Raw genomic sequence first — 23,303 nt, 5'->3', positions numbered from 1 at the left:
CGGGGGAGTTGTGATTAAATGGTGAGTTGATTAGGGCCACGTGAATACGAATGAATAGTTACCGAACACAGAGCGGCCACGCTAACGGCGATATATCCGAGAGACTGTTCGCCACTCGATCAGGAGAAATCCGAGACAGATTGTCCCCAATCCAACAATCGAGGAGCCGGGAATCCGCTCGCCGAGCAGTAGGTGGCCGGCAATAGCGGTTGAGACCGGATGGACGTAGTACGCGAGGTTCGTCTTCGTGGCGCCGATTGCTCCAACCAACTCGAAGTGGACTCCGTACAGCACCGCGGTGGCAAGCACACCGACCGTGAACAGCGCGAGGAGCGCCTGACGGGTCCACTCTATTTGCCCGATGGTCTCACCACGGAGCAGACTCACCGAATGAACGAACAGCCCCGCTATGACCAACCCCCACGCTGTGAGCGTGAGACTGGGAAGATCCGGATCCACCCGCTTGGTGAGTACGTTTCCGACTGCGAATGAAGTCGTACTTAGGAACACGAATCCCATCCCTTGGGTTGTTTCGGTCACGACATTCGAAAAGTCGGGGTTCGCAACGATGCTGGCTCCGATGAATCCAAGGACCACTCCAGCGGCACCCAACACACCGAGACGTTCCGCGGGCAACAGAACACTCGCGAAGCCGGCGGTGACCACTGGTGCAAGGCTGTAGATGACTGCCCCCGTTGCGCTCGTGACGTACTGTTGGCCGATGAAGACGAATGCGATATTTCCACCCAAAGTAAGGACCCCGGTCACGAGGACGGCAACGCTATCAGCACGCGTTCTCGGCATCCAATAGCCCCCGCGCAACAGGACGAGCCCAACGAGGATGACGGCGCCGACGTCAATACGGAGTGCAGCAAACAGAACAGGCGGAAAGAAGGGCAATCCCGCGACTGCCCCGACAAACGGAGCTGCACCCAGGAGACCGTAGAGCAGGAACAACGATGTATGCCTGACTGTCGTGTCGCCGATACGGTTGTTCATCTATCACAGTGAGCCAGAGTATCTTGACAGCGGCGAGAGCGATTCTGAGTCAACATCTCGCTGATATTCGCTGTCCAGCGGCGAGTAACCGCGTTCGTAAAGTTATGAAAACGCGCCCGTCAGCGACCGAGGCGGACGCCGCGTCGATCTGTCCGACCAGTAAGGCACGATCGGGTCTGTCCCCGGGGGCTGAGGTGTCCTCGCACAGCCAAACATACAATTACAAAGGTCGCTCCTCTAGTGCCGGGCATGCGTGAGTACGTCTTTTTACTCGAGTACGAGCGCGGAGTGCATCCGATCCGTGACGTATTTATCGAACATCCGGATGTCGTAGTGACGACCCTCGACATCTCGCTGGCACGGGATCGTGGCTGGCGGGTCGAACGGATGACTGGCCCGGAAGAGGCGCTCGACACCGTCGAAGCTGTATTCTTCAACGAACAGTGCAACGATTGTACGTACCCGACTCACACCTGCGATGCTACAGCCGAGTATCAGGTACTCGAGCGTGAGCCGACAGCCCGGACCATCTACCGGCACGTAACCGACATGACCTACTGTCACGCTGTCAGCTATCTGGCGCTCACGACCCTCGGCGACGGCCTCGTCTTCGACGCCACGCAGCGTGGACCGTACTACGAGTGGCGGCTTCTCATTCCGTCCGATCGCGATGTCGGATCGTTTCATCGCGCGCTCCAGGAAGACCTCCCAGAAGGGGTTTCCTTAGAGTTGCGTCGCGCTGGAGATCCTGACCGATGGCTGCAGACGAACCGGCCCCAGCCGGAGCGAGAACTCCCGTACGAGCAGCGTGAAGCGCTGGAGACAGCGAGACAACTCGGCTACTACGAACACCGAGGAAACACGTCGCTCGAAGATATCGCGGACGAACTCGACATTCCACTCACGACGCTTCAGTACCGGCTCCGTCGGGCCGAAGACTGGGCGACGACCATCGCTCTCGAACAGACCCGGATTGGGAAAGAAAGGCCAACCGGCGCCGGCGAAGCTGAAGATGTACCCCGACTACATGATAGAGGAATCGCGAATAGCGAGTGAATCGATAGAGCTCCTGGATACAATCGGTTGGTGTGTCCCCGCGACATCTCTCAGCTACACTCAAACCTACCACTACGACAGGTCGAGGAGCTTCTCCTCGGCCTTGTGGAGGTGTTCGTGAAACGTGGATGTCGTAATTCCGAGTTCTTCAGCAAGCTCGCCCGCTGTGGCGGCTTTCGGCTGGCGATAATAACCCCGAGTGCGTGCCAGTTGGAAGATCTCTCGCTGTCGGTGTGACAGCTGGTCGACTGGCAGCGGATCCTTTTCAGCGCGTCTCGGTGATGAGATGGAGACAACCGTTATGTCGGCTCCTTCTTCATCCCGAATTTCGTCCAACCGCTCGTAGACCGTCTCCCGGTCCATGTGTGCGAACAACCGCCAGTGTTCAGTTCCATCGTAGATATCTCCCGGCGCGGCATACGTGAAGCCACGAGAGGTGAATGCGTCACTGATCTGGGTCGTCGCGTCGTTCTCGATCAACAGTTCACGCGTAACGTTGCCGGGCGAGTGGGCGGGAGCCCGACTGAACCCGGTACACATCTCCGCGATCTTGTAGACCGCCGGGTGGTCGTTGAGCAACGAAACTGCCTCCTCAATCTCCGCGTACGTGTCCGCGTACAACGTATATCTCGTCGTTGCCCTGTCGTCAGCGCGGGTGAACACACCGTACCCGAGAAACCCGACATCGACCTGCTTCGAGGTCTCCAGCACCCAACAGCCGGGATGCCAGACCTCTAATTGGACCCGAATGGCGTCCTGTTCGTTGAATTCGATCTGTTCCATGAGTATACGGTTTCATCTGTGCGCCAAAGAATTCAACCAGTGACCTGCTATCACAGGTTCCTGCTACAGCAGGACACGACCTTACCACCAAGCATATCATATAGATAGTATGACCCTCATCGACCTCAGTCATTCATTCGAAGACGGCATGCCCGGCTTCCGTCTCGAAGACGAGAACGGCACGGAGACGGAGTACACCGCAGAGATTCACCCACTGTTCACACACGAGGAATCCCGTTCGAAATACGAGGGGGAAGCGGCGTTTGAGGTGACGGAAATCCAGTTTCAAACATCCGTTGGCACGTATCTCGATGCACCGTATCACCGGTATCCGGACGGCCGGGATATCAGTGAGCTTGAAATTGATGAGCTGGTGTTACCGGGAATCGTTGTCGACGCTCGCGGACTCGCCCCCGGGGAGCAATTGACCGAAGCCGCACTTCCCCCCGAGGCGTCACTCGCGGGAAAGGCTGTGTTGTTTGACTTCGGATGGTCTCAGTACTGGGGGTCAGAGAAATATCGGTCGTATCCATACCTCTCCGAATCGGTCATCGAGACACTGATCGAAGCGAACGTTGCTCTCGTTGGCGTAGATACGATCAACATCGACGATCACCGGGATCCTGCTCGCCCGGCTCACAGTCAGCTTCTCGCGGAGGAGATACTCATCGTAGAGAACTTGCGTAACCTGACCCAGCTTCCAGAGTCAGGGTTTCGGCTCTTTGCAGTCCCTATCAAAGCCGTTGAGACTGCCGCGATGCCGGTCCGAGCGTTCGCTGAAGTGTCTGAGAATTGAATTAGCGACATCACTACCGAGATAGGCCGTGTGAACTGGTAGGTGACATAATGTTCCAAGACCTATCTTATATTGACTATTTTATATTTCGCGTATTGGATTATGACCCATGGCTACCACGGTAATCCGGGGCTTCCAACAACTTGTGGCCCAAATTTACAATGGCTCCGTCGCTTCATCAAACCCGAGTTCAACCGCCCGCTGAATGTGGAGTTTCGTTGTATCGAACATCGGCACTTCCGGTCGATCCGCCTGTTCGATGAGTAGCTCGATTTCCGTACACCCCAACACCACCCCTTCGGCCCCTGAGGACACCATAGCATCAAGTATCTCGAGATACTGTTCCCGCGAGGACTCTCGAACAATTCCATCGGTCAATTCCTTGAATATGATCTCATCGACCAATTCTCGGTCTACTGGGTCGGGTACGACAACATTGAGGCCATGGTCAGCAAGCCGATCCCGGTAGAATGATTCCTCCATGGTTGTCTGCGTTCCCAGCACCCCCACGGTATCGACACCCGATTCAAGAACAGCCGCAGCCGTCACATCGACGATGTGAATTACCGGGATCGATATCCGATTGACGATAGTTGGCGCTACTTTATGCATCGTGTTCGTAGCCATGACGATGAATTCGGCCCCTGCTTTCTCAAGATCCGCTGCAGCTGTTGCAAGATATTTCCCTGCCTCCTCCCACTGAGCAGTGCGGATGAATCGTTCGATGTCACCGAAGTTGACGCTCCGAATGATGATGTCGCCAGCCGCGTGGCCTCCCAGAGCGTCGTTTATGCCTTGGTCTATTCCTCGATAGTAGGTGATGGTCGATTCGCTACTCATACCGCCGAGTACGCCAATGGTTCTGAGGTCGTCTGATTCAGTCATTGTTGACTCTCAGTGTGTGGAACCTGCTCCAACGGAGGCTATCAAGCCGTCTATTAACCTAACCGACTGGCCGGAGTGGGACACACATCGTGTATCATGTATGGCCAGTGGAATCAAAGATTACCTCACATAGAAGGGAGCAAGGGACCAGCAGTCACTCCTCGGGACCGAGGAGTTTCGCTTCGGCTTTCCGAAGATGTTCGAGAAACGTCGCTTTGGAAACACCGAGGGCAGCTGCCAGTTCTGCCCCAGAGGTCTCACGCGGCCACTCGTAGTACCCGTGCCGGTGGGCCAACTCTATTGCCTCGTGTTGGCGGGCTGTGAGTTCATCCCGTGGACCTGTTCGTAGCGGTGCTAAAAGCCTGGGGCGCTCCGACGGCCGGAAGGCGGTCTACTGCCGGAACGACCGACGGGCTCGCAGAAATAGTCGGCTCACCTCCTCCGAAACCGAACTACGAGCAAGGCTCACGCCGCACCGTCAATGTCTTCGAGCGCCTCCGTGGCCACATCACCGAGCTCACCGGCCTCGATATGTGAGTACCGCTCGCGGACCATCTCTTCTGAGTTGTCGAGATACCGGGCCGCGACCGTGTACCCGAACGCCCGCACGAGCACTTCGCCCATCCCACGACGACCACCGTGCGGAGCAAGATAATCGTGTTTCGGGTGTTCGATATCAATCTCCGAGGCCTCCGTGAGTCGCTTGAGAATCGACCGAGCGCCGTCCGTAGTGATTGACGGTGGTCGGATGTCTTCGTCAAGCGCTAACAGGAGGTCGCGAGCGTATGCCTCACGGCGCTCTTCGATTGCCGACGGGCCATCTCCTCTGTTAGCAAGTTCCGCCTGCACGAGTTCTGCGAGCGTCCGCTGGTCGAACGTGGGGAACACTGGCCACCGATCCGTCGGCGGGTCCATCAACTTTCGATAGCTCCGCAACGGGGAGATGACAGGATCGGGCAGACTGGCGGCGTCCCATTGCTGCTTCTTCCGATAGACGTCCATGCTCCCGTCCTCGAGAGAGATATCCTCCCAGCGAACCCCACGGCGTCGTGGGTCGTCGGGGTCACGAAGAAGTTCACCCACGCGGACCGCCGTGTACGCGAGGACGAACACCAGCGCCCGGTCGCGGGCCGTCTTTAGCGCCGCGTAGCGGGCCCGCTGCTTGTCGAGTGGGTCGACATCCTCGGGGAGGCTGGTATACGTCTCGATGGCCGCACGCGCTTGCTCGTCGACGTGACGGGTGAGTGCGTGGCGTTGCTCGGACGTCCACGCCTGCTGGTCGCCCGGCTTGCGACCGTCGTCATCAGGAAGCGGCGCCGTAGCACTGGCCCGCTGGGCGTAGTGTGCGTCGAGATACCCCTCGTTGACACACCAGCCGCACCACGCTGAGATGTACGCGTAGTAGGTCTGGACGGTGTTTTGCTTGAGTCCACGGTCGCCGGCGAGATGGCGGGCGTACTCGCGGAAGACACGCTCGTCGAGATCGCCGAAGGTCGGGTCGCGGTCAGTATCAGGAGGACCGATACCGGTCCATTCCTCGTCGCCGCGGTCGCCACGGGCCCACTCCGCGAACCAGTCCAGTTCGCGAGCGGCGTTGCGTCGATAGTTCCCGCCGTCGCCACCACGACCCTTGCCCTTGTCTTGGAGATACCGTTCGAAGGAGCTCGCGAGCGACCGATCGGCGTGTTCTCGTGGTGTCATGGGTCCTCGTCCTCGTACTGGTAGGTCGGACGGACATCCTCGAGGAGCGCTTCGATGATCTCCCAGAGGATCAGCGAGGGGGTCTCGTGGTCGAACGAGATTTCCCAGCGATCCTCTTCATTGACGGCAGAGTACTGGAAATGCGTCCGTCCGAGATCGGGATGGTCTTCATCCTGGTGCCAGCCAGCGTGAAAGCCCGTGTTCGGGTCAGTGTAGTTGATACGGAACCAATCGTGTGGGTCCTGCCGGTACCATTTGATGGTTAGTTCAGGCGATTCGGGGCCTGTCGGCGGGGCAAGACGAGCCGGATCGAAAACTGCTCGCAACTGCTTGGCCTCGATATCGTCAGGAACGAACTCAACCGTCGTAATCTGTGGTACTCGGTCGAGGACGTCTCGCTTCAGCTGGGCGTAGAAGTTCGCGTTCGGATCACCACCTGGATGCGGGACCGACATCCGTTAGCTGCTGGCCTCGGCGGGCTCTGTCGTCGGCGCGAGAAAGTCCCATTCGCGGATGGCGAAGCCGACGATCTCGATGCGCCGTTTGAGGTGTTCCCACTCACGAGCGATGTCGCGCCGCCGGTCCTCTTCATCGGCATCGAGCCCTTCCTCGGCGAGCGTCCCGCGAAGCTGATTCGGCGACTCGACATCGAACTCCTCCTCCCAGTCGCGGATTTGTGTCTTCATCTCGGCGAGCCGGTCCGTAAGCTCCTCGACAGTGTGTCCGCTGTCGCGAAGCCGCATCGCCTCCTGCATCGCCTGGCGGCGGTAATCGGGGTAGTACGTGGTGTGGGCCCCGCTCTCGTCTCGGTGGAGAATCCCGTCGTCGACGAGCCGTTCGAGGACGCGCTTGGTCGGCTCGTGTGACCAGCCCGCTTCCGACGCGATCCAGTTTGCCGTCCGTGGCTCCGATAGCTGCCGGGCGGCCATCCTCACACGGTCTTCACCCGTGGTCTGGCGCTCTATCAGGCCCTCCGGGTTCGATTCATCTTCGGTCATACCGTACCATTCACACTCTATCTTCATATAGATTGAGATCCTTCGTCCTATATCGAATTGCTGAGTTCCGCCAGTCCTTCGACCCAGCTGACTGTAACCTCAGCAAACTCGAAGCCTCGTCTCGGCGGCTCTACCCCGGGGGAAGCGCCGTTCTGAGCCGGTTGTAGCATTCGTGCTTACCCGACAGCGTCGGGGTACTTCAAAGTGGTCGTGATTATTCTTCTAATCACAACCAAACGGGTATCGACCTAAAGTGCCGATTTCCGGGTTTACAATCCCTAATAAGCCAAATCACCCATCTATAAATTATATACCGCTATACCAAAACTGAGCCGGGGGCCGCGACTGAGTCTACCGTACTGAGGAAGAATTCGGCACTTCTGAGGCTGCTGTTAAGATATTGGAGAATAGCATTCTATTTCAGAATAGCACGCTATTCATCCGATTCTGAAGAAGCAGACTCGCGGGCTTGTTCGAACCGTTCGGCCACTTCATCCACGAGGTCTTCCTCCACAACGGTTCGTAGGAGAGCATCAGTCATCTCTCGAACGACGATGTTCTGGTAGCCCTGCCGGTTGAGTTCCCGCTCTAATTCGTACTTCAGCCAGGAATCGAAGTCCTCGATCGTAGCCTCACGAGCGTAGAAAGGGCGCTGTTTAGCTGCCTCATAGCTGAACGCAGTATCGGTCATCGGGTCCCGCGGCTCGACCGAGTCACGAGCAGAGGTCTCCTCGGTCGGCTCCGATTCAGACGTCTCATCCGTATCCTGTGGTTCGTCATCGGGTTCGTCCTCGAGCGTCTCCCCGAGGTCGGCGAACGGATCGTCCTCAGCCATGGCGAACTACCTCCCCGGCCTCGACGATGTGCGCCAGCTCGTCGAAACACTTCAGCTGGTCACAGTCGGGATCGTAGTCCAGTAGCGGTTTGCGCTCGCCGTAGGCTTTCGTGATGCTGGTTCGGTCCCGTATGCCCGGTGAGGGGCTGAGGTCGCCGGCGTCGACGGCCTCCCAGTCCGTGATTCGTGCGAAGTTCGGGATGCGGTCCTGGAGGTTATCGTGCGAATTGAGGCGTTCAAGCAGCTGGCGATCCTGGGTCTGCTGGTCGATACGGCCGCTCAGCATATTCGGAACTAGCGCCAGGACGTCAACGTCCATATGCTGCCGAAGCGGTGAGATCTGTCGCTCGATGGTCCGCTCCAGGCCGGCCATCGCCTCGTTTCCAGGGGCAAGCGGAAGCACGAGATTCGCCGTCGCAACGAGCGCGTTGTCCGTGAGTCGGGACCGGTACGCCGGCGAGTCCGTGACGATATAGTCGTACGTGTCCCCGAGGAGTGGATCGACGACTTCCCGCTTGAGCAGCGCAGAGGGTTGGAACACGTCGCCCACGACGATCTCCCGCTCGACCTGTTCTAAGTCCTCGCTGGACGGGAGAATATCGAACTCGTAGCTGGTATCGTAGACAACAGAAGTCGGGTCAGCATCGTCGAAGAAGACATCGCCGATGGTTTCTTCGGTGTTGTGATACTGGTCGTCGAAACCCAGCCCGACGGATGCGTGGCCGTTCGGATCAAGATCGATGAGGAGCACATCGTGGTCCTGTGCGGCCAGCTGTCGAGCGAGGTTGACAGCGATCGTCGATTTGCCGACACCCCCCTTCAGCATACAAACCGACACAGCCCGAGAGTTCCCATCGGTCTGTACCGAACTATATGGGCTATTCGGGCTATTTGTTCTATCCCATCTATTCGTGCTATCTGAGCCACTCATACTATTCAGCAGTATCAACCCCTCTCGACTTAACTCTGTGGTGAATAGTCTGAATAGTATCCTATTCAAGAAATCTTCGCTATTTCAAGATAGTATACTACTCTGGAATAACCACAATAGAGTAAGTGGCTCAGGAGACGAGATCCACCATAGAGCGAAGTTCGGATTCGATATCAGTCAGTTCACTCCGTTGCCACTCAAACTGTTCTTCGACGCCGACATCGGTAAACCGGAGTGAAGCACGAACCTTTCGTGCGGGATCGTGCTGGAAGAGCGCGAGAGCGTAGGCGAGCATTTGCGGCCGATAGTGATCAGCGAGGGCATCGGTCGTCGTCGACGACAGATCGTTCGTCTTGTAGTCGATAATATGGTACGCATCAGGAGTAACCAGAAGACGGTCGATATCACCCACTATGCGGGAGTCATCAAGACGAGCGACAACTGAGTACTCGTCATAGGAGGCTTCAAGCGAGAGGTCCGCCTCAGTTTCATCGACGAACCGGATCGCATCCTGGGCATGGCCCACCGCCGCTTGAATGTCGTCATCCGTCGGTTCCTCACCTTCCATACGACTCAACTGACGAATGAACGAGGGCCACTCATCCCGTGGAGGACGGAGCTCATTGAGCCGATGGACAACAGTTCCGAAGGTGGTCGGACTCATTCCGATTGTCCCATCCCCCGACGTGTAGCTGTGTCCGTTCTCGGAAGCGTCTGCAACGGCACTGACGAGGGTTGTCGCGGCAACACGAACTGCGTCCTGTCGTTCCGGCGGAGAGGGGACAGTAATCGCAGGGTCTACCTCTTCCGTCGGAGCCTCAGACTGCCATTCAACCGGCCGAGGTGGCGTCTGAATAGTATATGAAGCATCACCGATGCGACCGTCCGTAGCTCCCTCGTGAACCGCCTCAGCGACTAGCTCTTGGTCGTCAAACAGAATTGGCTGGAGCCAATCCCGCCATCGGCTGGCGTCGTCGAAGTCATCTGGCTCACCGAGTTCAATGTGTCCAGACTCATCAACATCGATGTCGTGTGTTCCACACAGCAGCAGGTGGTCCCGAGTTCGAGTACAGGCCACGTAGAGCAGTCGTTTGGATTCCGCCCGCTCTTGCGGGAGCGAGCGGCGATCGGCATATTCGTGGACTGCGGTCTTCTCGATTGCAAACGCATCGTCGGGGCGGGGAGCACCCACGGCAGGAATTGGTGGGGCATCAGTCGTCCCCTCGACGAGGCGGACATAACCGTGGTCGTCGACGGACCGCCCGAAATTGAGGTCACTTCCGAGATCAGGGACAGTGACGATCGGGAACTCGAGTCCCTTCGCGGCGTGAATCGTCATTATCCGGACGCCCTCCACATCGCCGGGGATGTCAGCCTCTCCTTCTCGGGGGTCGATCTCCGCTTGGCGGTCGATCCGGTGGAGCAACCCAGCAGCCGTGTGAACACCGTTCTCGCTCCACGTACGGACTTGATCGCGGAACTTCTCGACGTTCGCGACGGCCTGCTGACCGCGTTCGTCAGCACTCACACTCGCCAGATACCCCGTGTCGTCGATCACTCGGGACAACAGACGGTTCCACGGGAGGACGCCATCTTCGGACGGCGTCGCGCAGCCGCTAAGCGTCCGCCACGTCGTGAGGAGGTCGAACGCGTCCGAGAGCTGTGGATCGTCCGTCTCGGCCAGCGCGTCCCACACTGAATCAGTCCCGGCAACTGCCGGTGCGAGGCGGTCATCGGTGAAGCCAAACAGCGGCGACCGAAGCACCCCGTAGAGGGAGACATCGTCCTGTGGGTGACCGAGTACTCGAAGGAGGTTCGTGAGCGCCTGGACCTCGGGCGTATCGTAGAATCCGACGCCACCGACGACAGTGTAGGGGATGTCGTACTCCTCGAGGGCCCGCTGATACCGATCCAGATGAGTTCGCCGGCGAAGGAGGATCGCCGTATCGTCCGGCGTAGCGTCACGGTGAACACCCGTGTCGGGGTCTTGGACTGTCGGCGGATCGTCAAACAGGTGAGTCAGTCGAGCAGCGAGCGCTTGCGCCTCGGCCTCGGTAGTGTGATCCAGGGCACCCTCAGCAACCGGATGTTCGTCGCCGAAGAGGTCTGCCGCCGTATCGGCGTCGTCGGGGACCGCTAGATACTCGACACTCCCGGTCAGTCCCTCGATGTCCTCCACCTGATCTCGCTCCGTAGTCAGTTCCTGTGGCGGTGCTTCGAAGGGGAGGTGCTCGTCGCCTTCCGGCTGGAACAGGTGGTCGAAGAGTTCGTTCAGGAACGATAGCGGCTCGTCTAGCGTCCGGAAGTTCCCGGAGAGTTCGAGCGCGGTCGGACTCTCGGCCTCGCTTTCGGGGACATCGTCGACCCCACGGGCCTCGTTGACGGCCTGAAGTTCTGCTCTCGCCGCCCCGAACGTCGTCACGTCGGCGCCGCGGAACCCGTAGATGCTCTGTTTCTCGTCGCCGACCAGGAAGACGTTCGACGCCGCCTGCTCGTCAACGCCCGTGAGGAGCTTAATCAACTCCCACTGGCGCGGGTCCGTGTCCTGGAACTCGTCGACCATCACGGCCGCAAACTGTTCTCGAAGCCGCTCCGTGACGGCATCGTTGGCTCGCAGGAACTCAAGGGTCGTCTCGATCACGTCGGGAAAGTCGAGCGTATCCCGGCGGTCCTTCTCGTCGGTGTAGGCTGCGAGGACGTCGTCGAAGACTCGCATCAGAGCCAGCGCGTAGTGTGCGCTATTCGCTTCCAGTTCCCCCGGCGTCGTCTCGACGGCGTCCTCATGCGGTTCGACGGCCGCGATAACCGCGTCAATAGCGCCCTTCAGGTCGTCGTAGACGTCACCGTACTCATCCCACTCATCCCGATCGCCGACGACGTACCCCGAACTGCTGTAGAGGCCGCCGTTCTTCTTCTCACAGGCCTCGTAGAGCTCGAGGATTGCCCGCTGACAGTCGCGAGGATCGCTTTCCTCGGGGTCGGCAGGGAGTGTCGTCACGACTTCGGTGACGGTCCGGTAGGCCCGAAGACCGTCCGCGTCAGCGATAGCGCCCTCGCGACCGACGCGGCCCGCGACCGTGCGTAGCTGCTCAAGGAGTCCGTCCGTATACAGCGTCTGTCGAGCGTCGGCGACGTCAAGATCACAAACGACCTCCCAGCAAATATCGACGTAGTCGTCGACCTCCGCATCACGCCACTCCTTGAGGACGGCCTCGCTCTGTGGGCGCTCATCGAGTAGTCCGGTGAGTACATCGACCATCTGGTCGCGACCCCAAAGCTGAGCGAGGAGGGCGACGTCGTCATCGTCCTGGTTACGTTCGAGGAACTCGGTCACGACCTCGCGTTGAAGTGTTGCAGCGCCGTCTTCGTCGAGCACATCGAAGCCGAGCGGGACTGGGGCCTCGACGGCCCGTTCCCGCAAGAGCCGGGTACAGAACGCGTGAATGGTGTGGACATAACCGTCCTCCAGATCGTCGAGGACGTTTCGCCAGCGCTGATAGGACTCTGGTGAGTCGACAGCCTCGAGCCGGTCGTACACCTCCTCTCGGACACGCTCAGTCAGTTCGGCAGCGGCCTTTCGCGTGAAGGTGATGGTGACGATATTCTCCGGGGTGAGCGACAGGTTCTCGGCCAGTATCGTCACGTACCGCTCGGTGAGCGTTGTCGTCTTCCCCGTCCCGGCGCCGGCAGTGATCGCGACGTTCCGGCCCTGGACGAGCGCGTCCTCCTGTTCCTCAGTGAGCTGAATCTCCTCGGGGTCCTCAGTCATCGCTCATCACCGCCTCGATGTCCTCGTCGTCGCGAACACGGAGCGGAACGTAGGCGGCGTCGTCCGCGTGAACCTCGTCGACGAACTCCCGCTTGCGGTGGTGGCGGACATCGCAGGCCCGCCGGTAGTCGCAGTACCGGCAGTTCGCACCGCGGGCGGACAGAAGCGTCGTGTGGAACCGTCCGTTGCCGATCGCCTCGTCGATCTGGCCCAACCACTCCGGAACGATGTCGTTCAGGAACCGGCGGAGTTCGACCTCTGAATCGAACTTCGACTCGACCCCGCGTGGCACCTTGAGGTCGTTGGGTGGGCGCACCTGGTAGTACGTCGCCGAAAGCGACCCCTCGTCGAATAGATCGCCGTCGACCACGTCCGCCGCAGCGAGTAGATAGATGGGGAGCTGGAACTTCGTGCCACCGGTCGTCTTCGTCATATACGGCGCCCGTCCAGTCTTGTAGTCGTAGAGCGTGAGCGTCGGTTTTTCGCCACCCTGTCTCACGTCAACGCGGTCGATGTATCCCCGAATCGAGACAGTCGATCCGTCCGGTCGCTCAACTGTGAACGGCCCAGCATCCGAGTCGGGAAGTCCCTCGCCGAACGGGGCTTCGAACAGGTGTGGGCGGGCGGCGCCGTCTCGTGAGAGTTCATTGTCGAGGAACGTGGCGAACAATCCCTGTTCGGGGGCATCGTGGGGCTTGATCCCCGACTCATAGGGAGTACTTCCATCGCCGGCAAGCCCTGCGAACAGTTCCGCCTTCCACCGCTCGTAGAACAGACCGTCGTACTCGAAGTCAGCGTCTCGAAGTTCATCGACGGCAATATCGCGGAGATGGGCGGCCAATTCATCCCGGTCAAACGCGGTGAGGTCAATACCGTCTTCGGCCTCGTCCTGTAGATCGGCGAAAAACCGTTCGAGGACGTCGTGAACATACGATCCGGTTTCGAGGGGCGTGGGGACGACCTCGACGTCGTCGGGGTCCTCGATTCCGAGCACCTTGTCGGCGTAGAACTTGAATCCACACTCGACGTATCGCTCGACGCGACTCGCGCTGTAGGGTTCTCGCTCTGACGGCGGATAGACCTCATCGACTGTATCGGGTTCTAAGACGCCGTCGTGTTCGGAGAGGCCAGCCGTTCCCCTGTTGTCCGCACAGTGGAGGCCTCGATCCGTGCGCTTGGTCTGCTCGGGGGAGAGGTCACCTCGGTCGCCGGCGCCGCTGACTGCCGCACGCCGGTCGGTTGTTGCGGCGACGTGCCGCTGGAGGTCTTCGCGGGAGCCTACGCGGTCGTCGACGCCGTCTTCGGGGTCGATGCCAGTCACGCGCTGGAGTTCGTCGAGGACCGGCGACCGGACGACGGCGGACTCGTCGCCGCCCGTCTCTGGTGTGGTGATCGTGAGTTCGTCGACGTTCGCGAGAAGCGTCGCGAAGAGATAGCGCCCACGGAGGCGCTCGTCGCCGGTGTCGAATCGTGGGTGGGCGTCGGTCATCTCCTCGAAGAAAGCCGGGCGTTCCGGCGTTACCGGGAAGTGCTCGCTCGTCAGTCCCACGAGGAACACCTTCTCGAACGAGCGCATCCGGGCGTCGAGTAACCCCATCACTTCGACGTGACCGCCAGCAGCGCGCTGCGGAACCCGGATCGGCACACCATCGAACGCACGGGTAAAGAGAGCCAACGGGGAGAGGTCGCTATTGACCGCCGCCAGCGACTCAAACGAGGAAAGGACCTCGTACACGAGGTCGTACGCTCGTTGTTCGACGGCTTGCTCGGCGCCGTTAGCGTAGTCCTCTGTCGCCCCCTCCAGGTCGAACCGGTCGTCCAACAGTCGACGGAGCGTCTCGGTTGCGTCCTCGATGTCGCCTGTTCGGAGCGTTTCTAGCGTGGCCAGTAGCTCCTCGATCAGTGCCGCCGCCTCATCGTCGACATCGTCGAGGAGCGGTGACACCGAAACCGTGTCGCGCCGGCGAGCAGCTGCCGTGACGGCGTTGGCCTGGTCGGTGTCGACGACATCAACCAGTGGATTTGCCAGCAGAGACGTGAGATCCTCAGCGCGGGGGTCGGGTTCGGCGAGGTTCAGGAGGTCGTGGACAACGCTCCCGGCGAACGTCCGGTTCAGCTGTGAGGCGGCGGTCGTGACGTGCGGGATGTCGTACGTATCGAACGTGTCCTCGACGTATCCCGAATAGGCCTCAGTTCCCGGAACGACGACGGCCAGGTCGTCGGGATCGCGACCGTTGGCCAGTTCGGTTCGGAGTTCGCGAGCGACGAACCGGATCTCACGCTCAGGTGTGGGGAGTTCCCGCCACCGGAGCGCATCAGGAACCGGGACAGTGTCAGGGTCCCGTCGATAGAGGGCCTCAGTAAGCGTTCCAAACGTCTTCCCGGCATCATCAGCGGGCTCGACTCCGACCGTCTCAAAGTCCAGCGATTCGTAGACATCCAGGGCGTCGGTCGTGACGGCGTCGACACCGCTCCGACCTCCCTGATGGAGCGGAAGGAGCGCGATCATCGGAAGCTCGTCGGCGAGGTGTTCGATGAGGCGGCGTTCGACGGGACGGAACTCGTGATACCCGGAGAGAATCACGACGTCTAGTTCCGGTGCGAGTGTTGAGAGCGGCTGGTCTGCCGTCGCAACGGCGTCGAACATCTCTCCACGAGTACAGACCCACTCGTCGACGTAGTCGGCGTGGAGATTCCGATAGTGACGATAGGCGTCGACGGTGGCCGTCGCTATTCGGTCATCGAGGGCCGAACCCTCGAATTCCGCTGCGAGTGCGGTGGCGGTCCCGACGCCGGCGTCGTCGAAGAGTGAGAAGCGGCTGCTAAACGAATCGGCGAGGGCGGCAGAGGCTGGTTCGCCGGCAAGAGCGCCATCTGTTTCGGCTGTCGTTCTGTCGAGTGCGTACTCCGCGAGCCGGCGATTCAATTGCCCGGAGAGAGGTTGGACAGGGCCGTGGAGATCCTCGTACCACTCTCTAACGACCGCATCGAGCGTCTCGGCACGAAGACGGAGCGGCTCGTGCGACGCGGCCCAGCTGTCCTCGACCATACTCCGGCGAGCGTCGTTCCGCGTTATGTAGAGAATACTCCCCAGCGAGTCGGTGGCAATGTCATCAGCCCGCTGAAATGCCCGTCGTTCCAATCGGGCGTGTTTCGGGCCGGTGAGAAGCGTTGAATCCATCGAACACTCCCTACCAAGATATCGGTCTCACTTCACTCTTGGCGAGACTGACAGCTTAGGAGTTCCCTACCGAGAGACGACCAAAACAAAGGAGAGAGGACTGAGAACTCGGTCGACGGTCGCTAACACCCGGACATCTGTGTCCGGGTGCCGTTCACGCTGAATTCGAGCACCCCGTCCCTCCAGGAAGGCTTTGATCTCATCGGCCAGCGTATCGGCGCCCTCCTATCAACGTGTACGATCAGCGTTGGCCGGTCTGGATCGTTGTTGTCGATGACAAGCGATACGTCTTTGAATTCGTCCGGCTGTCTGTACGCCTCGAATTCCCCGGTGACTTGGTCGGCCAACCATCAAGGTTGTCAACCCGATCTTTGACCATAGACTCCTTCAATCTAATTACCGTCAGTTTCCAGATCAGCATAACGACTTTACTTAGTCTCGGTATAGAGAAAGTCAACGATGCACAACGACGAATGGGAGCCGGTGATGACTGCAGATTCAATAGAACAAAAAGTAGAGGAATTCGCTGCGCTCGCAAAAAAGAAAGCCGAAACTGAAGAGAAGTCAGTAGAGGATGTAGTCCACAGCCTCACCCACGAGTCCTATCTAATGAAGCATACCACGAGTGACATCCTTAAAGAGCTTCAAGAATTGGAAGAGACCTATACTGACGAGTTTTACAACGGAGAAGCTAACGACCACATTATACAGTACCTCGAAGAGGAGCAGGATTTCGAGTTCTGGTACGACTACACTGCATTATCTCTTGCTGCCGGACTCGAATGGGCAGTTCTCAATGAGTTGAAACAGCAAACCACTCAGTGAGGTCATAGATTAGAAGATCAAATCTTTACGATGGTGGAGCTAGCGAGTGCTGTGGGTGGCGGGAAACTGGACAGAGAACTTGACCTCGACGAGTTAGCCCCGGACATCGAAGCAGAAGAGGTCCGATATAACCCCGAGGATTACCACGGCATTATCCTCCGGTTCGACTCTGAAGGCCCTGCGGTCATCATCTACAGATCCGGGGCTTTCAGCATCTCCGGAGCCTCCTCCCTCGATGAGCTCCACAAAACCTTCGACCTGTTCGAAGACCTGCTCTCCGACCTGTTCGGAGACGACGTACCAGGTTATGAGATCGGTTTCGAGGTCAGGAACCTGGTCCTTGTCGAAGAATACGAGTCACCTGAACAACCACTCAATCTCTCAAGCCTCAGCATCTATCTCGGGATGGAGAACGTCGAGTACGAACCTGAACAGTTCCCCGGCATCTTCTACCGCCCCGCAGACAATCCAGGCCTCTTCCTCATCTTCGGCACCGGGAAACTGGTGCTGACAGGCGTACGTGACTGGGATACCGCTGAACAGTCGTTTGAACAGCTTCGAGGAAAACTTGATGAACTGTACCGTCAGTCGGTGACGTAGCTACTCTTCGACTTCGCCGTTCTCGATCTTCTCCAGCTTCGGCCGGAGACCCAGGGCAACGTTCTTCGCCAGCGGAACAGGAACGGCGTTCCCGACCTGGAACATTACCCGCTTCATCCGCCCCTCAAAGATGAAGTCGTCAGGGAACCCCTGTAGACGGGCCATTTCTCGTGCAGAGATCACCCTGTTCTGTTCATGGTGGATGTGGGTTCCGCCGTGGTTCTCCTTGACAGCCATTGCCGGAACACCCTTTCTCTGCCGCTTCCAGGCGTCCTTGTAGGAGTCGTAAAGTGACTCTCCCGGAGGGACTTTTGAGATTCGTTCTATGGTGTCTTCCCGGTGGTTGGTCCACTCGTGGTTGATATCAGGATCACGTGGTTCGTCAGCAAGGTCGTTGATGGCCTCTCCGATAGGAACGTACTCCTCCTCATCCAGCAGAGGCTTTGGGTAAGGATTGTTGAGGCCGAACCGGTTCCCGATCAGGATTGCACGTGAACGGATCTGGGCCACTTCATAGTCAGCTGCCTCAAGCACCAGCGTCGACAGAGGATAGCCTATATCCTCAAAATCTGTCTGAATTTGGTTCAGAGCCTTCCCATCTTCCATAGTGACAAGGCCAGGAACGTTCTCCATAGCCAGATACCACGGTTCAAGTTCCTTGGCGATACGGAGGATCTCTTCGTAGAGGAAGTTTCTCTCGTCAAGAGGGTCCCTGTCTCCAGCTATAGAGAAACCAGGACAGGGAAAACCTGCGCACAGCACGTGAATCTGCTTGTCTCCGACCGCGTCCTTGATCTCGTCTAGCGTCAGGTCGCGGATGTCCTTCTGCCAGTGCGTGGCCTCCGGAAAGTTCCGTTCGTAGGTGTCTGCTGCGTCAGGATCTTTTTCGACACCGAATACAGGCTGATAGTTTGCCTGGGTGAATCCCAGTGTGAGGCCTCCTGCTCCGGAGAATAGGTCAACTATGTTGTAGGTAGTGCCTTCCGGGCTGATTTCGGTAGTGTCGACCCATTCAGTTCGACCGAGATTAGTGAAGTTTCCTTCCAGTCTTTCCTTGACCTTCGTGTACTTCTTCATTCCACGGATAATCTCAGCCTTGGACTTCTCCTCCGGCTCGTCTCCGGCTTCAGTAGTTTCACTCGACATCAGTTATGCTCTCTCAATTTCTAAGGCGAGGGTGTCTTTCGTCCGGTACGCCTTGGCGTCCATCTTGGTTATAAGCGCGTACACTTCTCTCATAAGTACTTCGCTCCGGTCCTTGAGGTCCTGGTAAGCAGCGGGCGCATATAGTACTTACTCTAACTGTAAGACTAACAGATATTGTACGTAAACTGTGCGCACTATTTTAACGCGATACCCGGAAGTCGTAGCCATAGTTAATGGACTCTATCGACTGGGAGAAGTACGGCTGGGTCAAGTCCAGCAATTATCGCCAGAAGCTTCTTTTAGAGCTGGACGACTTCCCTCAGACACCTACTGATCTCCGGGACAAGACGGAGTTCCACCGCAGCCATATCAGCTCCGTTCTCCAAGATCTAGCTGATGAAGACCTGGTAGAATGCTTGAATCCTGACGCGAAGAAAGGCCGTGTCTATGGCTTGACTGACGAGGGAGAGCAGATCGTCGAAGCGCTTCGGCAGTCCAGTTAATCCCTGCTTTCCTCCCCCAACCCACCCGCATCTGTTCCGGAAATTGTACGTATCTCGTGTCTATCCCTTACTTATTTTTACCGTATTCTGTGGCTAATACTATCCGCCGCAGCCTCTTCGTCTACGAATATGGCAGATGACGCTGAGGAAGTAGACGAACTCACAAGCGAACATATCGATGTTTTAAGGAAACGCGAGCACACGAAGGCCAGCGAAGTCTACCTTGACGTCGAGTTCGAATACCCGGAGGAAGACTACTCCTGGGAGGGCTCTGTCCCTGTCTACTACCGTAGGACCGGTGTGTTCGAGGAGCAGCCGGAAGGCATGGCGACAGTCATCGAAGAGGCCTACGACTCCATGCACCCAGAGAAAAAGGAGGAATGGGAGGAAGAGCAAGAAGACCACTGGAGTAGCTTCCGAGGCAGTGTCACGGACAAGTTCTTCTACGAATTGATGGATTGTAAATGGACCTGCCAGGGCCATGAACTCCCGGACAACCCTAACTGGGCACGCAGGATTCAGGATATCAAGGAAGACGGATACACACTCGCCACTGAACGCCGTCACTGCGATATCTGCGAGGAGAACAAAACCTTCCTGATCATGACCCGGTTCCCCAGGGGCGGTCCTCGGGGCTATGAGACGATGTCGCCAGAGCTCAGGGAACGCATTATCAAGGTCCTCAATAATCACGACGTTTACGAGAACAGAACCCGTCGTCAGGGCCTAATCCCAGACCACAAGTTCCCTGAGATCCGTTGGGACGAGACAGTCCGCGAGGACAATCCGGACGACATGGCTGAGGAGAAGATCAGGCAGAAGTTCCAGTTGCTGGACAATCAGCGAAATCAGCAGAAGCGTGAGGTGTGCCGTAACTGCTTCCAGAACGGGGAACGCGGCACTCCGTTCGGCATCGAGTTCTTCTACGAGGGCGGTCCTGAATGGCCGGACGACGTACCGAAGACAGGACCTGAATCTGAGAAAGGCTGCGTGGGCTGTGGTTGGTATGATATGCAGACGTGGCGTGAAGAGCTGAACGAGCACATCGAGGAGACTCTGGACTTCGAGAGTACTGCCGAGGGTATCGAGGTCTCGACTGTCGACGCTGCTCCGGAAACGGACGGTAGGCAAAAAGAAGATAGCGGAGCCACGTTGGACGACTTCTGACCGGGCTACTTTTCCACGTTTTCAATCAGCAGTCAGTTCGGACTCCTCTAACAAGGTTCCTTCCAGATCGATCTCCTCATCCACGTATTCGACCGTTTCCTCGAGATGCTGGTTCAGTTCTGACCTCCACTTATCGAAGTTGTACCAGCCGCATCCTACACAGCCGATCTCTGCCTCTTCACCTTCTTCAGGAACATCTTCAGGCCATTCCGGGCCACCTCTGTACCAGAACTTGATCCCCAGTGGAGTCCCTCTTTCTCCTGTTTCCATGCAGTGTTCACAAGCTCTCGACTTCAGAAGGTTGTGATTCCCTTTGATATCGTGTTTTAGTAACTGGAATTTCCGCTGTATCTCTTGGTCTGAGATGTCTTCTGAGATTGCCTCTTCCTCTTCTCCCCACCGCGCCATGGGAACTCGGTGATCGATGATCAGGTCGTGTTCATCTCTTTCCCGGTTTTCGATAGCATCTCTGTGGCCATAGTAGTCTAAAATATCGTTTTTGACGTCCTCAGGCATTTCTGCGGCTGTGACAGCTGTTTTAAATTCCCCAGTCCACCTGTCATGCTTCTTTGTTTCGTCGCAGTCATCGCAGTGTTGGTTCTCGGATTCGATTTCAAGGCCTGGCCTGCTCTTTGTTCCACCTTCCAGACCCTGGATTCCACCACCACCCGCTGGCTGGTCGCTATTGATGTGCTCGTATTCATGTCTACAGTGCCAGTTTCGGTCAACTAAGACCTCAAAAGTTTGGAAGATTTTGCTGTCTCGGCTCTGGAACCCGTTATCCATCTCATCTAAGATCTCCTCCTCAGACAGATCTTCGAGTTCCTCCTCGGAATGAAGCATAAAAATGAGATACATAGGAAAGCGATGAAAGCTATACTACAGGATAAATAATAGATACGTACAAGTTAGAAAAGTGCTACTCAGACGCTGTTTGATAGTACTCGCAATAATCACTCGCGAAGCACTGTTCGCAGCTGGGAGAGCGAGCAGTACAGATCTTCGCCCCGAAATCCAAGAGAGCCCAACTAAAGTCCTTGAACTCGGTTTCTAGGAGATCGGCTTCAATGAGTTCCCGTAGTTCTTGGTTTCTGTACATCTGGTGACCGGTTCCGAAGTCTCTGCCGAGCAATCGAGAGTAGATTCTCGCCACGTTAGCATCGATAATAGCTTGTTCTCTTCCGTATCCGAAGCAGATAGTGGCGTCAGCAATGTAGGGTCCAACGTGAGGGAGCTCAAGGAGTTCATCCCTTGTATCTGGGAGTCCTCTAGGGTATTGTTCTGCGATGTCTTTGAAGGCCTTCGCTCTCTTGTTGTGAAGTCCCAGGGGCTGGAGTAGTTCAGCTATCTCCTCTATGTCTGCCTCCCTGAGAGAAGATAGTTCAGGGTACTGTTTGATGAAATCTTTGTAGACCGGTTCCGCCGCTTCTGCTGGGGTTTTCCGGAGCAGCATCTCGGCTACGAAGACTTGGTATGGTGTCAGACTATTATCACGCCAAGGAAATGATCTCCGGTGTTCTCCATACCATTTGATTAGGTCAGCGGGAAAGTCCATGGTCAATATACATAGTTTGCGTTCGATGAACTTACTTCTGCTCAGTTCTACTTTCTTGTGAGGCGACCTTTTTGCGCCATCCGGTCAACACTCTCTGATAGAGGGGAGTGCTAAGGCCCTCAGTCGCACGCTCCAATCCCCGAATCCCATCCTCTTCCGTTCCCCTGTTTTCCAAGAGGCCACCCCAGATGTGGCTGCTCAGGAACTGCAACCGCTCGGTATTGACTCGTTTTGCAGCGAGGACATTTTCCCGCAAAGTCCTCATACAGTGAGAATCACGGTCAGGCGATCAGGAGACCCGGACGGAATTCTTGGCTGCACGAGGTCGTACGCCCGCCATGACAAACCTGCTAAACGAGTTGAAGCGTCACGCGCACCGCCCATGGTCCGATTCCGGAGATTCCCGGAAACGCAAGTTTTCCACAAAGAGAATCACGTTACAGCGCAAGTATTGTGGAAGACAATATCGGGCTAAGTGGGTGTTTCCGGAAACAACCCGGTCAGGCTTTTGTAACCTGACCCGAAATCAGTCTGTCAGAAACAGATGATCCGCGATGCTCGCGTTCTTCGCGCCGGGTTCGTTCCTCGGGAAGTTGAGCATCGCGACGCCGAAGTCAACCATCTCTCCAGCGTTCTCGAACCAATTACGAACGGGGAACCCGCCGACACGGCCATTGTCACTGGACCCAGCGGCGCCGGCAAGACCTGCATCTCGCAATTCGTCACCGAACGACTCCGGGAAGAGGTCCTCGACGTCGAGACCACCTACGTCAACTGCTGGCGCAACTACACGCGGTTCCGCACGCTCTACCAGATCCTCGACGACCTCGGCGAGACCATCGACATCCACCGGCAGTCGACGCCCCACGACGAACTCGTCGACCGCCTCCAGCAGCATGACGGCCCGCGAACCGTCGTCATCCTCGACGAGGTCGACCAGCTCGAAGACCCCAGCGTCATCTACGATCTCCACAGCCTCCCGCAGTTCGCGATCATCTGCATCGCGAACAAAGAAGAGGAGCTGTTCAGCCGCGTCGACGACCGCCTCGTGAGCCGGCTGCGCTCCAGTGAACACGTCCGGATGGACAAGTACCACGACGAGCAGCTGTACGACATCCTCAGTGCGCGGGCGAAGTGGGGCCTCGATGAGGACGTTATCACCGACGACCAGCTCTACCGGATCGCCGACGCGGCCGCCGGCGACGCCCGCCTCGCAATCGGCATCCTTCGAACGGCAGCCGGCAAGGCCGATCGCGAGAACCACGAGCGCATCACCGACGATATTCTCCTGGACGCCGCCGAGGATGCTCGGGCCCAGATCAAGCAGAAGAGCCTCGACTCACTCACCCCCCATCAGCGCGTCGTCTACGACATCGTTCGCGAGCACGGCCCGGTCGGACCGAGCGAGATCCACGAACGCTACTCCGAGGAGGTCGATGATCCACGGACGAAGCGGACTATCCGCACGTACCTCTCGAAGATGGAGCAATACAACCTCCTCGAGGCGGAGGGGACGAGTCGGGATCGAGAGTACTCGCTCGTCGATTCAGCAGCGGCGTCGCCGATGCAGTGA

20 protein-coding genes and 2 pseudogenes are annotated in these 23,303 nt (G+C 57.8%); 7 read left to right on the top strand and 15 right to left on the bottom strand.

All coding sequences use genetic code 11. From position 1 onward, the window contains the following. Positions 1-81: 81 nt before the first annotated feature. A complete protein-coding gene (locus AMR74_RS15195; RefSeq protein ID WP_077152365.1) occupies positions 82-999 on the bottom strand; it encodes a DMT family transporter in 918 nt (305 codons plus the stop codon). Between the two features lie 249 nt (positions 1,000-1,248). Here AMR74_RS15195 and AMR74_RS15190 point away from each other — a divergent pair, with 249 nt between their 5' ends. After that, the gene (locus AMR74_RS15190; RefSeq protein WP_053772898.1) at positions 1,249-2,055 is read left to right on the top strand and encodes a helix-turn-helix domain-containing protein; all 807 of its coding nucleotides are present in this window, start codon (positions 1,249-1,251) and stop codon (positions 2,053-2,055) included. A 72-nt stretch (positions 2,056-2,127) separates the two neighbouring features. Here AMR74_RS15190 and AMR74_RS15185 read toward each other — a convergent pair whose 3' ends face one another. Then, the gene (locus AMR74_RS15185; RefSeq protein ID WP_053772897.1) at positions 2,128-2,838 is read right to left on the bottom strand and encodes a helix-turn-helix domain-containing protein; all 711 of its coding nucleotides are present in this window, start codon (positions 2,836-2,838) and stop codon (positions 2,128-2,130) included. A gap of 109 nt (positions 2,839-2,947) precedes the next feature. On the opposite strand from AMR74_RS15185, the gene AMR74_RS15180 reads away from it, so the two are divergent. Next, a complete protein-coding gene (locus tag AMR74_RS15180) occupies positions 2,948-3,634 on the top strand; it encodes a cyclase family protein (protein ID WP_053772896.1) in 687 nt (228 codons plus the stop codon). Positions 3,635-3,790: 156 nt separating this feature from the next. Here the strand turns inward: AMR74_RS15180 and AMR74_RS15175 are convergent, their stop codons facing one another. The 10 genes and pseudogenes from AMR74_RS15175 to AMR74_RS19960 form a co-directional block, all read right to left on the bottom strand. Then, positions 3,791-4,519 (bottom strand): aspartate/glutamate racemase family protein, encoded by a 729-nt coding sequence (locus tag AMR74_RS15175; protein WP_053772895.1) that lies wholly within the window; start codon positions 4,517-4,519, stop codon positions 3,791-3,793. A gap of 154 nt (positions 4,520-4,673) precedes the next feature. Continuing rightward, a pseudogene (locus AMR74_RS17665) lies at positions 4,674-4,850 on the bottom strand (helix-turn-helix domain-containing protein); the annotation flags it as partial. A 134-nt stretch (positions 4,851-4,984) separates the two neighbouring features. Next, the gene (locus AMR74_RS15170) at positions 4,985-6,220 is read right to left on the bottom strand and encodes a phage integrase SAM-like domain-containing protein (protein WP_053772894.1); all 1,236 of its coding nucleotides are present in this window, start codon (positions 6,218-6,220) and stop codon (positions 4,985-4,987) included. Further along, positions 6,217-6,675, bottom strand: a complete 459-nt coding sequence (locus tag AMR74_RS15165) for a hypothetical protein (RefSeq protein ID WP_053772893.1) — start codon at positions 6,673-6,675, stop codon at positions 6,217-6,219. Before AMR74_RS15165 ends, AMR74_RS15170 begins: the two co-directional genes overlap by 4 nt. A gap of 3 nt (positions 6,676-6,678) precedes the next feature. Next, positions 6,679-7,218 carry a DUF7342 family protein gene (locus AMR74_RS15160; protein ID WP_053772892.1) on the bottom strand — a complete coding sequence of 180 codons (540 nt, stop codon included), beginning with the start codon at positions 7,216-7,218 and terminating at the stop codon, positions 6,679-6,681. 433 nt (positions 7,219-7,651) lie between these two features. Continuing rightward, positions 7,652-8,053 (bottom strand): hypothetical protein, encoded by a 402-nt coding sequence (locus AMR74_RS15155; RefSeq protein WP_053772891.1) that lies wholly within the window; start codon positions 8,051-8,053, stop codon positions 7,652-7,654. Then, complete coding sequence (locus AMR74_RS15150; protein ID WP_077152364.1) at positions 8,046-8,984, bottom strand: ParA family protein; 939 nt, start codon at positions 8,982-8,984, stop codon at positions 8,046-8,048. The genes AMR74_RS15155 and AMR74_RS15150 overlap by 8 nt, the downstream gene beginning before the upstream one ends. Before the next feature lie 130 nt (positions 8,985-9,114). Beyond that, positions 9,115-12,753 (bottom strand): UvrD-helicase domain-containing protein, encoded by a 3,639-nt coding sequence (locus AMR74_RS15145; protein WP_053772889.1) that lies wholly within the window; start codon positions 12,751-12,753, stop codon positions 9,115-9,117. Next, the gene (locus tag AMR74_RS15140; protein ID WP_053772888.1) at positions 12,746-15,802 is read right to left on the bottom strand and encodes a PD-(D/E)XK nuclease family protein; all 3,057 of its coding nucleotides are present in this window, start codon (positions 15,800-15,802) and stop codon (positions 12,746-12,748) included. The genes AMR74_RS15145 and AMR74_RS15140 overlap by 8 nt, the downstream gene beginning before the upstream one ends. A gap of 198 nt (positions 15,803-16,000) precedes the next feature. Beyond that, positions 16,001-16,313: pseudogene (locus AMR74_RS19960) on the bottom strand (hypothetical protein). Between the two features lie 80 nt (positions 16,314-16,393). Here AMR74_RS19960 and AMR74_RS15135 point away from each other — a divergent pair. After that, on the top strand, positions 16,394-16,759 hold the full coding sequence (locus AMR74_RS15135; protein WP_053772887.1) for a hypothetical protein: 366 nt from the start codon (positions 16,394-16,396) through the stop codon (positions 16,757-16,759). Between the two features lie 30 nt (positions 16,760-16,789). Continuing rightward, positions 16,790-17,359, top strand: a complete 570-nt coding sequence (locus tag AMR74_RS15130) for a TATA-box-binding protein (protein WP_053772886.1) — start codon at positions 16,790-16,792, stop codon at positions 17,357-17,359. Here AMR74_RS15130 and AMR74_RS15125 read toward each other — a convergent pair whose 3' ends face one another. After that, on the bottom strand, positions 17,360-18,505 hold the full coding sequence (locus tag AMR74_RS15125; RefSeq protein WP_053772885.1) for a DNA cytosine methyltransferase: 1,146 nt from the start codon (positions 18,503-18,505) through the stop codon (positions 17,360-17,362). It abuts the gene before it with no gap. Between the two features lie 233 nt (positions 18,506-18,738). Between AMR74_RS15125 and AMR74_RS15120 the strand changes: the two genes are divergently transcribed. Then, positions 18,739-19,008: an ArsR family transcriptional regulator gene (locus tag AMR74_RS15120; protein ID WP_205625968.1), complete on the top strand. Its 270-nt coding sequence runs from the start codon at positions 18,739-18,741 to the stop codon at positions 19,006-19,008. 129 nt (positions 19,009-19,137) lie between these two features. Next, complete coding sequence (locus AMR74_RS15115) at positions 19,138-20,175, top strand: hypothetical protein (protein WP_077152363.1); 1,038 nt, start codon at positions 19,138-19,140, stop codon at positions 20,173-20,175. Between the two features lie 21 nt (positions 20,176-20,196). Here AMR74_RS15115 and AMR74_RS18235 read toward each other — a convergent pair whose 3' ends face one another. Continuing rightward, on the bottom strand, positions 20,197-21,018 hold the full coding sequence (locus AMR74_RS18235; RefSeq protein ID WP_205625967.1) for a hypothetical protein: 822 nt from the start codon (positions 21,016-21,018) through the stop codon (positions 20,197-20,199). A gap of 76 nt (positions 21,019-21,094) precedes the next feature. Continuing rightward, complete coding sequence (locus AMR74_RS17655; protein WP_077152362.1) at positions 21,095-21,730, bottom strand: hypothetical protein; 636 nt, start codon at positions 21,728-21,730, stop codon at positions 21,095-21,097. Between the two features lie 544 nt (positions 21,731-22,274). Between AMR74_RS17655 and AMR74_RS15110 the strand changes: the two genes are divergently transcribed. Next, positions 22,275-23,303: a Cdc6/Cdc18 family protein gene (locus tag AMR74_RS15110; RefSeq protein WP_053772884.1), complete on the top strand. Its 1,029-nt coding sequence runs from the start codon at positions 22,275-22,277 to the stop codon at positions 23,301-23,303.

This window comes from Halorubrum tropicale, from assembly GCF_001280455.1.
GTDB classification, from domain to species: Archaea; Halobacteriota; Halobacteria; order Halobacteriales; family Haloferacaceae; genus Halorubrum; species Halorubrum tropicale.
The sequence above is the reverse complement of the archived record's forward strand: the minus strand, read 5'-3'. Positions and strand labels throughout refer to the sequence as shown.